The sequence below is a fragment of the Nocardia sp. NBC_01499 genome, assembly GCF_045040275.1.
In the GTDB taxonomy this organism is placed as follows: Bacteria; Actinomycetota; Actinomycetes; order Mycobacteriales; family Mycobacteriaceae; genus Nocardia.
Map to the genome: position 1 here is coordinate 5,147,825 of NZ_CP109426.1, position 13,394 is coordinate 5,161,218.

Consider the following 13,394-nt stretch of genomic DNA (forward strand, 5'->3'; position numbering starts at 1 on the left):
CTCACTTCCGCTGCCAGACGTGTCTAACGGTCGCTGACCAATCCCCAGACGGTCCGTGCCCGGCGAAGATCGAGAATGCCCGCGACACCGCCGTCCATGGATTGTGCAGCCATTTTCGCACGTAGTTCCCCTGGTTCGACCCGTTCGGTGGTGTGTCCGGCCGCCTCGAAGCGCCGGTTGCGGCGTGATTGCGCGGCCACCGCGTTGACCGGAGGTTCCTCGTAGGCCATGCCGCCCGGGTGCGCCACGTGATAGGTGCAGCCGCCGCGAGACAGCCCGGTCTCGGCATCGATCAGGTCGAAGACGAGCGGCACGTCGACGGTGATCGACGGATGCAGCGAGTTCGGCGGCTGCCACGCCCGATACCGCACGCCGGCCACCTGCACGTCGGCCTTGTCGGTGGCCAGCAGCGGGACGGGCATGCCGTTGCAGGTCACCACGTGACGCCCGCGATCCGCCCCGACCACCCGCACTTGCAGGCGCTCCACCGAAGAGTCGACATACCGCGAGGTGCCCGCGGTAGTGGTCTGCTCCCCCAGGGTGTTCCACGGTTCGATGGCGCCGCGCAATTCGAGCTCAACCTCGCCGAGCATGACCGTGCCGATGCGCGGGAAGCGGAACTCGGTGAACGGATCCAGCCAGCTCGCGTCGAAATCGACGCCGTGCGCACGCAGTTCGGCGGCGACCTCGGCGATATCGGCAAGCACGAAGTGTGGCAGCAGATACCGGCCGTGCAGATTTGCGCCGTGCCGAATCAGCGGCGCCCGCAACGGTTCCGACCAGAATCGGGCGACCAGGCCGCGGACCAGCAGCGATTGCACCATCGCCATCTGGAAGTGCGGCGGCATCTCGAAGCCGCGCATTTCCACCAATCCGAGCCTGCCCCTTGCGGTTTCGGGACTGTAGAGCTTGTCGACGCAGAACTCGGCGCGATGGGTGTTGCCGGTGAGGTCGGTCAGCAGATGCCGCAGCGCGCGATCGATGTGCCACGGCGCCGAACCCACCGCACGCCTCGCCGAATCCGCCACCTGCGCAACCTGACTCGGCTTGGCGAGCCTGGCGATTTCGGCGAACGCGATCTCCAGTTCGTACAGGGTTTCCTCGCGGCCCTCGTCCACCCTCGGCGCCTGCGAGGTCGGTCCGACGAAACGACCGGCGAACAGGTAGGACAGCGACGGATGCCGCTGCCAGTAGGTCAGCATGGACACGAGCAGGTCCGGGCGGCGCAGCAGCGGCGAGCGCGCGGGGGTGGCACCGCCGAGCGTGATGTGGTTGCCGCCACCCGTTCCGCTGTGCGTGCCGTCGACATCGAACGATTCGGTGCTCAACCGGGCCAGCCGCGCCTGCTCGTACAGGGTGGACAGCAGCTCGGCCTGCTCGGCGAACGAGACGGTGGGCTGCACGTTGACCTCGATCACGCCGGGATCTGGCGTCACCGAGAGGGTCCGCAGCCGGGCATCGACGGGTGGCGGATAGCCCTCCAGCACCACCGGCCGGTCCACCGCCACCGCCGCTTCCTCGATCCGCCGCACCAGGTCGAGGAAGTCGTCGAGTTCCTCGACGGGCGGCAGGAATACGTGCAGCCGTCCCTTGCGCACCTCGCCGACCAGCGCGGTCGTCGGCTCCCAGTCGGCGGGTTCGACCACCGCGGGCGGCTCGGCCCGGTCGACGGTCAGCGGTCCGGTGAACAGTGGATCGCGGTCGGGGCGCTGGCGCGGCGTGCGCCAGGAGACGGAGTCGAGGGGTAGCCGCAGCCCGGCCGGAGAATCGCCCTCGGTCAACACGATTCGCCCGGCGGGCTGCTCGGCGGCTACGCCGCGGCGCAGCCGCCAATCGGCGCTCGCCCAGCCGGAGCCGTCGTCGCGGCGATACAGCGACAGCACGTAGGCCGCCGGTTCGGTGACCTCGGCGTCGAGTCGCGTCAGCAGCTCCTCGCGCGCCTGTGCCGAGTCAAGATCCGGGCCGAGATCGTCGCCCGGATCGACCGGATCACCTTCGGGGGCACGGACTTTCCCCGCCAATCGGAGCAGCGGATCCTCATACGCCGGACGGACCTGAGCGTCCGGCAGCCCAAGGCTTGCCGCCACATGCGCGATCACCGCGTGCGCCGCATCGGGTTCGGCGGGTGCGTACTCGCGCGGCGGGACGGCCGCCTCGGATAACCGCGGACTACCATCCGACAACACGGCGGCCTGTCCAGCGGGCTCGGGTGACCGCGTGGCCTGCGCCGCACCCGCGCTTGCCGTGGAAAGTATTGGAGTACTTGACCTTTCGACGTCGTGTCCTACTGCGAGCCCAGGACCCGTGTCCGGCTTGCCCGCCAACGCATCCGGCTCAACCGCCGAATGCCCGAACGGTGTCCACGGATCGGCGAGCAGATCTTGGCGGTGCCACAGCGGTTCGTCGTCGGCGCGCCACGCGACCGCGATCTCCCAGCGCGGCAACGGTTCTCCCGGATACCACTTACCCTGCCGGTACTGCACCAGCCCGGTCGGCGCGTAGATCCGCCGTAACCGATCGGCGAGGTCGACCGCACGCTCACGCTTGTGCGCCCCATCGGCCTCGGTGGTCCACTCCGGTCCGGTCTGGTCATCGATGGAGACGAACGTCGGTTCCCCACCAACGGTCAACCCCACGTCCTCGGCGGCCATCCGCGCGTCGACCGCGGCACCAGACGCGGTGATCCGCTCCCACTGGGATCCGGTGTAGGGCAAGGTAACCCGAGGATCCTCGTGGAACCGCCGGACGGTGTTGGAGAACTCCATGGTTGCGCCGGTCGGCCCGGTCGCGCCGGTGATCGGCGCCGAGGACGCCGGCTGCGGCGTCGCCGCCAGCGGAATGTGTCCCTCACCCGCGAACAGCCCCGACGTGGGATCGAGCCCGACCCAGCCCGCGCCGGGCAGATACACCTCGGTCCAGGCGTGCAGGTCGGTGAAGTCGGCGGGCGGACCCGACGGACCGTCCAGCGACGGCACATCCTGGGCGAGCTGCACCAGATATCCCGAGACGAACCGGGCCGCCAAGCCGAGTTCGCGCAGGATCGACACCAGCAGCCAGGCCGAGTCGCGGCACGAGCCGAGCGCGCCGCGCAGGGTGTGATCGGGCGTCTGCACACCGGCTTCCATCCGGATCGTGTAGCCGACGTCGTGCCGCAGTGCCTGATTGATGGCGACCAGGAAGTCGATGGTGCGCGGCCGATCCGTCGCGTTGTGCGCGCGTACCCAGCCCTTGACCAGCTCGCCGGGGCCGGAGCCCGGTCCCGCCTCGTCCACCGGCCGCAGGTAGGGCTCCAGGTCCGCGAGCAGTTCCGCGCTGTAGCCGAACGGGTAGTGCTCGGCGTAGTCCTCGACGAAGAAGTCGAACGGGTTGACCACCTCGAGGTCGGCGATCAGCCCGATGGTGATCGACAGCTCCCGCGCCGGCGCCGGAAACACCAGGCGCGCAAGGAAATTGCCGAACGCGTCCTGCTGCCAGTTACAGAAGTGCTCGGCGGGCGTCACCCGCATCGAGTAGGCGTCGATCGTGGTCCGCGAATGCGGTGCCGGGCGCAGTCGCACCACGTGCGGATGTATCTCGACCAGCCGGTCGAAGGTGTATATGGTCCGGTGTTCGAGCGACACCTTGATGCCCATGCAGCAAGTTCACCACATGCCGCAGGCGGTGTGAGACACAATCGCGCAGCGTTCCCAACGACGGCGCGGTGTGGGAACTACGCAAACGACAAAGCCCTCCGACACGCGTCACCGACCTCCCGCGGCGGGCGGTACGGGAGTGGTAGACAAAGATAACGAACCGATCTCGTCTGGAGGTCACATGCGCGCGCCGGATTGTTCGTCCTGCGAATCCGCCATCGACCACTGTCACGGCACCCTGATCGTGCACCCGAGCAGGGTCACCGAATGCACCGAGGCCGACTGCGTCGATCTCGATGACGTCAGGCACACCTTCGTCGTCGACTGCGCCGACGTGGCGGGCGGCTGCGCCTGCGCCGAGCCCGACACGGCCCGTCGCCGGGCCTGAACCGCGCCGTACGTACCCTGTCCGGGTGAGCTATGACCACGTGTTGCTGCCATCCGGTGTCGCGTCATCGATCTCCGAGGTCGACGCTTACCTCAGTACTCAGCAGGGACTCCCCGAGGCGGGCATGGTCGCGCAGATCGCGGCCGAACTGAACAAAGCCAACGCCGCGGTTCCGGAGGAAGACAGCTTCCTCAGTGTGCATCCGGTCGGTGGCGTCGCGACCGGCGCGGCGCTGCAGGTGCCGTGCCCGTACGACGCGATCGGCTTCGTCCGGCAGCTGCTGTTCGCCCTCGCGACACCGCTGAACTACGCGATCTACGATCCGCAGCTCGCCTGGCTGATCGACCCGGCCGGGCACGTGCCTGCCACGGTCACCCACGGCGGCGCGGGCGAGTTCCCCTACCTGACGAAAACCCTTGCCGATCAATGGGTTTCCGAACTCGCCCCGCCGAATCCGTACCTGGTGGTCGAACGCGACGAACAGATCTACATGCAGACCTACCGGGAGAAGACCGGCGCGTTCACCCTCGAATACCGAGATGGCTCGCCGGACAAGCACTTCGGCACCACCGTGCTCGACGCCCCGACGGTGTCCGCGGTCATCTGGGACTGGGCCACCGACGACCGCACCCGCATGCACACCCTGCCGTGGTCGCGCGTCGAACTCTGACTCACTGGTTCTGCACGGCCAGGCGTCCGGCCAGCGCGATGAACGAGACGCCGAACACCCGGCGCATCCAGGTCACCACGACCGGCCTGGCGATGACCTGGTTGCGCACCGCCGCCGCGCAGATACCGTAGATCGCGAACACCACGAACGAGGCGAGCATGAAGATCCCGCTCAGTTCGAGCATGCGCGCCAACGCGTTCGGTGATCCGTTCGGCACGAACTGGGGCAGGAACGCGAAGAAGAAAATGGTCAGCTTCGGGTTGAGAATGTTCAACAGCACCGCCGAGGTGATCACCTTGCGCGCCGACTGGGCGACCTGGCCGGTGTCCTCCGGCACGGTGAGCGCGCCCTTGTCCCGGAACGTGCTCCACGCCATGTAGATCAGGTACGCGACACCGAGGTACTTCAGCGTCTGGAACGCGACCGCGCTGGCGTTGAGCAGCGCGGCGAGGCCGGTGATCGCCGCGACCATGTGCGGGATGATGCCGAGGGTGCAACCGAACGCCGCGATCACGCTGGCCTTCGTTCCCCTGGAAAGTCCCGCCGCCAGGGTGAACAGCGCGCCGGTGCCGGGGGTGGCGACGATGACGAGCGTGGTCAGCATGAATTCGATGCTCATCCCCCACACAGTAACCCGCGCTCAGCGCACCACAACCCCCGTACATTCGGGGCTGGACCTGCGGCGCGGTTAGAGCACGCGCCGCCCGGACAGCGCGCGACCGAGGGTCAGCTCGTCCGCGAATTCCAGATCGCCGCCCATCGGCAGGCCGGACGCCAGCCTGGTCACGCTCAGGCCGGGGAAGTCGCGCAGCATCCGCACCAGATAGGTGGCCGTCGCCTCGCCCTCGGTGTTCGGGTCGGTCGCGATGATCACCTCGGTGACGTCGATGCCGTCCTCTTGATTTCCGATGCGGCCCAACAACTCCCGGATCCGCAGCTGGTCCGGCCCGATGCCGCTCAGCGGGTCGAGCGCGCCGCCGAGCACGTGGTATCGACCACGGAACTCACGGGTGCGCTCGATCGCCTGCACGTCCTTCGGCTCCTCGACCACGCAGATCATGGTGCGGTCGCGGCGCGCGTCGGCACAGATACGGCACTTCTCGCCGTCGGAGACGGTGCCGCAGACCACGCAGAACTGCACGCCGTCGCGCACCTTCTGCAGGGCGGCCTGCAGCCGGTCGATCTCCGGTGGCTCCACCTGGAGGAGATGAAAAGCGATGCGCTGCGCGCTCTTCGGACCGACGCCGGGCAGCTTGCCCAACTCGTCGATCAGATCCTGAACCGGACCCTCATACAACGGCTATGTCCTCGTTGCTATCAGAAGTCCGGCAGCCCGGGCAGCGAACCGCCGCCGAGCCCACCCGAGAGCGGTCCGAGCCGGTCGGCCGCAAGCTGCTGCGCGTTGGCCATCGCGTCGTTGACCGCGCCGATCACCAAGTCCTGCAGCGTCTCCACGTCCTCCGGGTCGACCGCCTTGGGATCGATGGTCAGCGCGACGACCTCGCCGGACGCCTTGATGGTGACCTTGACCAATCCGCCGCCGGCCTGGCCGTCCACCTCGGCCGCCGAGATCTCGGCCTGGGCCTCCATCACCGCCTGCTGCATCTGCTGCGCTTGGGCGAGTAACTGCTGCATGTCGAACTGACCACCGGGCTGCACGGCATATTCCTCTCTGGAAAGTGTCACTGATCAGCCTACAGCGCGTTCCCAATGGGTGAGATTGGGAGACGCCGTCGTTCTCCGACGTCCTCAACTTACGCGCGTTAGGCGTAAGTGTTGGTTTCCGCGTCTTCCGGGCCGGTTTCACCCACACGAATGTGTGGGCCAGCGCCTTCCCGTCGGCGGACGTTGGTGACCGGGGCTCGTGCTTCGGGCTCCCGGGGCCTGGGAGTTACGCTCGCCCAGGCGGCGAGGTTTACCGCGGCATTGTGGTCGCGGTCGAGCTGATGCCCGTGGCCGCAGGTGAAGGTTCGGTCAGCCAGGGTCAGTTCAGTGTTACGGGCGCCGCAACGTGAACAGAGTTGACTCGATGGATACCAGCGATCAGCAAGGACGACCGAGCCGCCGCGCCAGGTCTGTTTGTAGGTGACCATGCGCGCGAACTCGGCCCACCCGGCATCGCTGATCGCCCGCGACAATCGGCGGTTACGCAGCATCGCTGCGGTGTTCAGATCCTCCAGCACGAGCCGATCGTGGGTTTTGACCAACGCGGTGGATACCGTATGCAGGAAATGCTGGCGAATGTTGTGGACACGGCCATGATGACGCCCTAGACGAGCGGCGGCGCGCCGTCTGTTGTTGGAGCCCTTCACCTTCCGGGACACGGATTTGGCGAGGCGGCGCTGCTTGCGCATCCCCGCAACCAAAGGTTTCGGCGGATCGCCAATACGTGCGACTTCGGTACCGTCACCAGTGGCGGCAACCAGGAATGCGGACAACCCGCGATCCACCCCGACCCAACCCCCGCGGTCGGTGGACCCACGTGGCGGGTGACATTGCTTCGGGTGCAGGTCAGTGGCCTCCACATTCAATGTGACCCACCACCTCCCAGCCCGCGAACCGATAGTGGCGAACAGGATCTTCGCCCTACCACTAGCAAGCAGCCGCCGCAACCGCCGCGTGTCGTCATGAACAGCAACAGCACCGATTCCAGGCAGTGTTACCGATCGTGGACGATCGTTGTCACCAACTCGGATCGAGGATTTACCATCCCGAAAGCGCTTGTTACGCAACCGAAACGACCGCAAGGTAGTAGTCTTCTTCTTGAATCGAGGGAACCCGATCCGACGGCCCTTACGAGCGCCGCGGCGTGAGTCCGTCCACGCCGCCAGTGCACGTCCGCAATCCACTGCCGCTTCTTCGAAGACCTGTTGGCGCACTTGATTACGCCACACCAACCCGATCACCGACATCGCCGCCACACCGGTCGTGTCGATGACGAATACTCGCCCGGCCTGCCCGGAGACCTTCCACCGGTTGAAATAGTTGATCAAATCGAACCCCGACCACGGCACCACCACCCCCGGATCGGTCCTGCGGGCGGTCAACGCCGACTTCACCGCATGCAAGCACTGATTGAAGGCAAATCGCGCTGCGCCAGCATGCCGCGACAGCATCATCTGCTGCTCGACCGTGGGGTCCAAGCAGAACCGAAATGACGTGTGCCGCACCACCACGACAGCATCTCACCGGCCACCGACAAATCCGCCTGACGACAATCGGAGAGACACGGGGCCTAGTTGTCCCGGACACGCAGGCCGCGACGCGCCGCCTCGACCGAGCACGGCACCGGCGCGCGCGAAATCCGTTCGGCGATATAGCTCCCGACCGGTCGTTATGTCCTTGATGCATGGCCGGTAACAGGTTGAGTACGTCGGGGTTCAGCGCACCAAGATCGACCTACCATCGAAAGATTAGGTCGGGAGTTCTGGAGTACCGGTATGCGCACGATGAGGGCACGTTTTCTGAGCACCGCGGTGCTTTCCCTGGGGGTTCCCGGTCTTTTCCTCGGCATTGCCGCGCCGACGGCGACCGCCGACGCCGGTGTCACCGAGGCGGCCGCCGACTACGGTGGCGGCTGCGTCCTCTCCCCGGACAACCGCGCGGCCACCATCGACTCGCTGCGCTTCCGTTGTTCGCCCGAGCAGCAGGACGCCATCTTCCGGGACGCGGACCGCGGCGACGTGCCAATGGGCGTGAAGGACGGCTGGGTGACCAGGCCGCCGATGATTCAAGGCATCGCGCCCGCGTTCTGGATCGGCAAGACCTTTTACACCGGCCCGGACGGCGGCACGCTGACCAACCGCGTGACCGGCGCGGGCTACGAGGCCTGGCCCGCGTATGTGTACACCGCGCCCGCGAAGCTCGACGGCAGGCCGGCCTGGGCACTGGACTACGACCCGTCCCCCACTCCGCAGGTCTACGACGAGATCAGGGAGATCACCCCCGGCGTCTGGTTCGGCTACTCCTGGTGGCGCGGCTTCTTCCAGACCACCCTCCTGCTGACCTTCGTCTTGACCTAGGCGGTTGACACTCCAGCTACTGGAGGGTGTTCGCTGAGGGACATGACAGCGACCGTTTCCATCGGGGAGTTCGCCAGGCTGACGTACCTGCCCGTGAAAACGCTGCGGTACTACCACGACATCGAACTGCTCGAACCCGTCGAGATCGATACCGGCTCCGGTTATCGGCGCTACTCGACCGACCAAGTGGCACAGGCGCATCTGATCCGGCGGCTGCGCCAACTCGACATGCCGCTGCCCGAGATCAAGGCCGTGCTGGCCGCACCCGACGACGACGTCCGCAATGCCGCGCTGCGCGCGCACCTGGAACGGATGGAGGCCGAGTTGGCCAGGACGCGGTCGGTGGTTGCGTCGCTGCGGTCGCTGCTCACCCCGGCCGCGCCGATCGCCGTCGAATACCGCTCTATCCCCGCCTTTCCCGCGCTGGCGCTCACCGAGGTGGTCAGCAGGGCAGACATCGGCCCGTGGTGCGCGGCGGCTTATCCATTGCTGCATCAGACGCTGAGCACGGCGGGCATCGAGTCCGACGGCGTCGACGGCGCCACCTATTCGATGGACTTCTTCGAGAACGACATCGGCGAGGTGGTCGCCTACGTCCCGCTCCCGGCCGCCGCCCGGATCGAATCGGCCGACCGGGTGTCGGTCATCGAGCTACCGGCGCGTCGGTTCGCCGTCGCGCTGCACGAGGGCGATTTCGACGACTTCGACCGCACCTATGGCGCGCTCGGCAGCTACGTCGCCGAACACGGCACCGCGCTCGCCGAGCCCGTCCGGGAGCGCTACCTGCTCAGCCCCGACGACACCGACGACCCGAACACCTACCGCACCGAAATCTGCTGGCCTGTCGGCCTGCTCTGAGAAATGGAGAACCCCATGACATTGTCGCTCGCGCACATCACCGTCGACAGCGCCGACGCCGCCGCCCTCGCCGGATTCTGGTCCGAGCTGCTCGATCTGCCGGTCGATGAGGGCGCGTCCGCGCAATTCGCCACCGTCGGCAAGGCGGCCGGCGCGGCACCGGCGCTGATGTTCATCCAGGTGCCCGACAAGAACCCTGGCAAGAACGTGATCCACCTCGACCTGCACGCCGAGGACTGGCATCAGTACATCGAGCGCGCGGTCAGCTTGGGCGCCAAGCGAATCGGCGACTTCGACGAGTACGGCGCGCAGTGGACAACGCTGGCCGACCCGGAGGGCAACCTGTTCGATATCGGCGCGGCCTAGGGCCTGTGTCGACAGCGCAGCCCGACACGCGGGGTCGGGCTGCGTTATCGGTTGTGCGTCAGGCGAGTTCGCGCTGCAGGTTGCCGAGCACCTCGGCCTGGATCTTCTTCAGTCCGAGCGGCGCGAAGATGCCCTCGAAGATGCCGGCCACGCCGCCCGCGCCCTGCCAGGTGGTGCGCAGGGTGACCTGCGCGCCCTTGCCGTCCGGCGTCACGGTCCAGGTGTTGACCATGGTCGAGTTCGAATCACGCTCGGTGACAATGGAATCCGACACGGTCACGACGGCGTGCACGTTGCGCGAGCGCTTCTCCGTGGCCTGCAGCGTCCACTCGGCAACGGTGCCCGCGCCCTTGCCGCCCTCGACGACCTTGTAGTCGTGATAGTGCGACGACAGAATGCGCGGGCGCACCGTCTCGTAGTCCGCGATGGCCTCGAGGGTGCGCTTGGGATCCGCCGCAACGGTGATCGAACTGCTGGCGCTGACCTGTCCCACAATGAGCTCCTTGTCCGGGTACGGTATGTCGGCCGGTGTCCATCCTGCCCTGTAGCGGCCGCCATACCGCATACCGGTCGAGTCCTGTGGCGAACTTCTCCGAGCCGGTCGGTATTCCGGTTCGCAACATATGCGTGACATTTCTCCCGAGACCCCGCCCTCGCGGTGGTCTCACACTGAGGTGCGTACTAGCGTCGAGGGGTGGCAGTGAGTCTGTTGGGGAAAGCCGGACGCGCTCCGGCCGCACACGAATCCGGGTTTGCCGCGCATCGGGCTGGAGTCGACCGACTCCTGGCGAGTTATCGCGCGATTCCCGGGGACGCCAATGTGCGACTGGCGAAGAAGACGTCGAACTTGTTCCGGGCCAGGGCTAAAAACCCCGCGCCCGGCCTCGACGTATCGGGGCTGGCCCAGGTGATCGCGGTGGACCCGGTGGCGAAGACCGCCGACGTCGCCGGGATGACCACCTACGAGAACCTGGTCGCCGCCACCCTCCCGTATGGCCTCGCGCCCCTGGTGGTGCCGCAGCTCAAGACGATCACCCTCGGCGGCGCGGTGACGGGTCTCGGCATCGAGTCGACCTCGTTCCGCAACGGCCTGCCACACGAGTCGGTGCTGGAGATGGACATCCTGACCGGCGCGGGCGAGATCATCACCGCCACCACGGACAACGAGCACGCCGAGCTGTTCCGCGGCTTCCCGAACTCCTACGGCACGCTCGGCTATTCGGTCCGGCTGAAGATCGAACTGGAGACCGTCCAGCCGTATGTGGCGATGCGGCACCTGCGCTTCCACGACCTGCGCGAGCTGGAGCGCACACTCGCCACGATCGTCGACGAGAAGACCTACGACGGCGAGCGAGTGGACTACCTCGACGGCGTGGTGTTCACCGCCGACGAGAGCTACCTGACGCTGGGCCGTCAGACCGACGAACCCGGCCCGGTCAGCGACTACACCGACATGGACATCTTCTACCGGTCCATCCAGCACGACCAGGCGCAACCCAAACGCGACCGGCTGACCATCCACGACTACCTGTGGCGCTGGGACACCGACTGGTTCTGGTGCTCGCGCGCGTTCGGCACGCAGAACCCGAAGATCCGCCGGTTCTGGCCGAAGCAGTACCGGCGCAGCAGCTTCTACTGGAAGCTCATCGCGCTCGACCACAAATACAACATCGCCGACAAGCTCGAGGCCAGGCAGGGTAATCCGCCGCGCGAGCGAGTGGTGCAGGATATCGAGGTGCCGGTAGAACGCACCGCCGATTTCGTCGAGTGGTTCCTGCGCGAGATCCCGATCGAGCCGCTCTGGCTGTGCCCGCTGCGGCTGCGCGCGACCGACGCGCCAGCGACGACCGAGCGCACCTGGCCGCTGTATCCCCTCGAGCCGAATCGGACGTACGTCAACGTCGGGTTCTGGTCAGCCGTCCCCACCGTGCCCGGACAGCAGGAAGGAGCGGCCAACCGTGCGATCGAGCGCACCGTGACCGACTTCGACGGACATAAGTCGCTGTACTCCGATTCCTACTACGACAAAGATGAGTTCGCGGCGCTGTACGGCGGCAACATTTACACCGAATTGAAGAAACGCTACGACCCAGACCAGCGGCTGCTGGATTTGTATTCGAAGGCGGTGCAACGCAAATGACGACATTCAAGGACCGTTCCGACGTCTTAGGTGACCTCGGAACCAAACTCAGCATTGCCGAGATCTTCGAGACGCTGATCGACGGCGAGGTACCGATCCGGCTGACCGCGTACGACGGCAGCACGACCGGTCCCGAGGACTCGAAATACGCGCTGGACATCAAGACCCCACGCGGCATCAACTACCTGGCGACCGCGCCAGGCGATCTCGGCATGGCCCGCGCCTACATCTCGGGCGACATGACCGCCAGCGGTGTCCATCCCGGCGATCCCTACGAGATCCTCCAGGCGATGGACGGGCTGAAGTTCCATCGCCCGTCCGCGCTCGCGCTGGTCACCATCGCCCGTTCGCTTGGCTGGGAGCGGCTCAAGCCGATCGCGCCGCCGCCGCAGGAGACGCTGCCGCGCTGGCGCCGGATCGCGCTGGAGGGCCTGCGGCACTCCAAGACTCGCGACGCCGAGGCGATCCACCATCACTACGACGTCTCCAACAAGTTCTACGAGTACGTGCTCGGCCCGTCGATGACCTACACCTGTGCGTGTTACGGCGACGAGGACTGGACGCTGGAACAGGCTCAGGAGAACAAGTACCGCCTCGTCTTCGAGAAGCTGCGGCTGAAGGAAGGCGACCGGCTGCTCGACATCGGCTGCGGCTGGGGCGGCATGGTCCGCTACGCGGCCAAACGCGGCGTCAAGGTGATCGGCGCGACGCTGTCGGCCGAGCAGGCCGAGTGGGCGCAGGAGAAGATCGCCGAGCAGGGTCTTTCCGAGCTCGCCGAGGTGCGTCACTCCGATTACCGGGACATCCCGGAGGGCGAGTTCGACGCGGTGTCCTCGATCGGGCTGACCGAGCACATCGGTGTGCACAACTACCCGTACTACTTCGACTACATCAAGACCAAGCTGCGCGACGGCGGCCTGTTCCTGAACCACAGCATCACCCGTCCGGACAACACCAGGACCACCAAGGCCGGTGACTTCATCGACCGCTACGTGTTCCCCGACGGCGAGCTGATCGGCTCCGGCCGGATCATCTCCGAGATCCAGAACACCGGCCTCGAAGTGCTGCACGAAGAGAACCTGCGCGAGCACTACGCACTGACCCTGCACGAATGGTGCAAGAACCTGGTCGCGAACTGGGACGCCTGCGTCGCCGAGGTCGGCGAGGGCACCGCGAAGGTATGGGGCCTCTACATGGCAGGTTGCCGACTCGGCTTCCAGCGCAACGTAGTTCAACTGCACCAGGTACTCGGCGTAAAACTGCCGGCCGACGGCGACTGGACGGTCCCGCTGCGCCCCTGGTGGCAGCCGTAACTTTC

General features: G+C 66.6%; 13 protein-coding genes. 7 read left to right on the forward strand and 6 right to left on the reverse strand.

Going from position 1 to position 13,394, the window contains the following annotated elements; translation table 11 throughout:
- Positions 1-23 precede the first annotated feature (23 nt).
- Positions 24-3,632, reverse strand: a complete 3,609-nt coding sequence (locus OG203_RS23525; protein WP_405159442.1) for a DUF2126 domain-containing protein — start codon at positions 3,630-3,632, stop codon at positions 24-26.
- Positions 3,633-3,813: 181 nt separating this feature from the next.
- Here OG203_RS23525 and OG203_RS23530 point away from each other — a divergent pair, with 181 nt between their 5' ends.
- Together OG203_RS23530 and OG203_RS23535 are read left to right on the forward strand one after the other, a co-directional pair.
- The gene (locus OG203_RS23530; protein WP_405159443.1) at positions 3,814-4,020 is read left to right on the forward strand and encodes a hypothetical protein; all 207 of its coding nucleotides are present in this window, start codon (positions 3,814-3,816) and stop codon (positions 4,018-4,020) included.
- 25 nt (positions 4,021-4,045) lie between these two features.
- Positions 4,046-4,690: a hypothetical protein gene (locus tag OG203_RS23535; RefSeq protein ID WP_405159444.1), complete on the forward strand. Its 645-nt coding sequence runs from the start codon at positions 4,046-4,048 to the stop codon at positions 4,688-4,690.
- Between the two features lies 1 nt (position 4,691).
- Here the strand turns inward: OG203_RS23535 and OG203_RS23540 are convergent, their stop codons facing one another.
- The 4 genes from OG203_RS23540 to OG203_RS23555 all read right to left on the reverse strand — a co-directional run bounded on the left by OG203_RS23540 (position 4,692) and on the right by OG203_RS23555 (position 7,866).
- Positions 4,692-5,309, reverse strand: a complete 618-nt coding sequence (locus tag OG203_RS23540; protein ID WP_405159445.1) for a LysE family translocator — start codon at positions 5,307-5,309, stop codon at positions 4,692-4,694.
- 69 nt (positions 5,310-5,378) lie between these two features.
- On the reverse strand, positions 5,379-5,987 hold the full coding sequence (recR, locus tag OG203_RS23545; protein ID WP_405159446.1) for a recombination mediator RecR: 609 nt from the start codon (positions 5,985-5,987) through the stop codon (positions 5,379-5,381).
- Between the two features lie 20 nt (positions 5,988-6,007).
- Complete coding sequence (locus tag OG203_RS23550) at positions 6,008-6,349, reverse strand: YbaB/EbfC family nucleoid-associated protein (RefSeq protein ID WP_405167977.1); 342 nt, start codon at positions 6,347-6,349, stop codon at positions 6,008-6,010.
- Between the two features lie 104 nt (positions 6,350-6,453).
- Entirely contained in the window at positions 6,454-7,866 is a 1,413-nt protein-coding gene (locus OG203_RS23555) for an RNA-guided endonuclease TnpB family protein (RefSeq protein ID WP_405159447.1), read from the reverse strand.
- 264 nt (positions 7,867-8,130) lie between these two features.
- On the opposite strand from OG203_RS23555, the gene OG203_RS23560 reads away from it, so the two are divergent.
- Genes OG203_RS23560 through OG203_RS23570 form a run of 3 tightly spaced genes read left to right on the forward strand, consistent with a single transcriptional unit; the run spans position 8,131 to position 9,936 of the window.
- Positions 8,131-8,712: a hypothetical protein gene (locus OG203_RS23560; protein ID WP_405159448.1), complete on the forward strand. Its 582-nt coding sequence runs from the start codon at positions 8,131-8,133 to the stop codon at positions 8,710-8,712.
- A gap of 42 nt (positions 8,713-8,754) precedes the next feature.
- Positions 8,755-9,570, forward strand: coding sequence for a MerR family transcriptional regulator (locus tag OG203_RS23565; protein ID WP_405159449.1), 816 nt, complete (start codon positions 8,755-8,757; stop codon positions 9,568-9,570).
- Positions 9,571-9,585: 15 nt separating this feature from the next.
- Entirely contained in the window at positions 9,586-9,936 is a 351-nt protein-coding gene (locus OG203_RS23570; protein WP_405159450.1) for a VOC family protein, read from the forward strand.
- Positions 9,937-9,994: 58 nt separating this feature from the next.
- On the opposite strand, the gene OG203_RS23575 is transcribed toward OG203_RS23570, so the two are convergent.
- Positions 9,995-10,429, reverse strand: coding sequence for an SRPBCC family protein (locus tag OG203_RS23575; RefSeq protein WP_405159451.1), 435 nt, complete (start codon positions 10,427-10,429; stop codon positions 9,995-9,997).
- 207 nt (positions 10,430-10,636) lie between these two features.
- Here OG203_RS23575 and OG203_RS23580 point away from each other — a divergent pair, with 207 nt between their 5' ends.
- Positions 10,637-12,076, forward strand: coding sequence for an FAD-binding oxidoreductase (locus OG203_RS23580; protein WP_405167978.1), 1,440 nt, complete (start codon positions 10,637-10,639; stop codon positions 12,074-12,076).
- A complete protein-coding gene (locus OG203_RS23585; RefSeq protein ID WP_405159452.1) occupies positions 12,073-13,389 on the forward strand; it encodes a class I SAM-dependent methyltransferase in 1,317 nt (438 codons plus the stop codon). The genes OG203_RS23580 and OG203_RS23585 overlap by 4 nt, the downstream gene beginning before the upstream one ends.
- The last annotated feature ends 5 nt before the right edge of the window (positions 13,390-13,394 follow it).

Coding starts and splice junctions, on each gene's coding strand:
- OG203_RS23525 (WP_405159442.1), bottom strand. CDS start 3,632: ATGGGCATCAAGGTGTCGCTCGAACACCGGACCATATACACCTTCGAC.
- OG203_RS23530 (WP_405159443.1), top strand. CDS start 3,814: ATGCGCGCGCCGGATTGTTCGTCCTGCGAATCCGCCATCGACCACTGT.
- OG203_RS23540 (WP_405159445.1), bottom strand. CDS start 5,309: ATGAGCATCGAATTCATGCTGACCACGCTCGTCATCGTCGCCACCCCC.
- OG203_RS23560 (WP_405159448.1), top strand. CDS start 8,131: ATGCGCACGATGAGGGCACGTTTTCTGAGCACCGCGGTGCTTTCCCTG.
- OG203_RS23565 (WP_405159449.1), top strand. CDS start 8,755: ATGACAGCGACCGTTTCCATCGGGGAGTTCGCCAGGCTGACGTACCTG.
- OG203_RS23570 (WP_405159450.1), top strand. CDS start 9,586: ATGACATTGTCGCTCGCGCACATCACCGTCGACAGCGCCGACGCCGCC.
- OG203_RS23585 (WP_405159452.1), top strand. CDS start 12,073: ATGACGACATTCAAGGACCGTTCCGACGTCTTAGGTGACCTCGGAACC.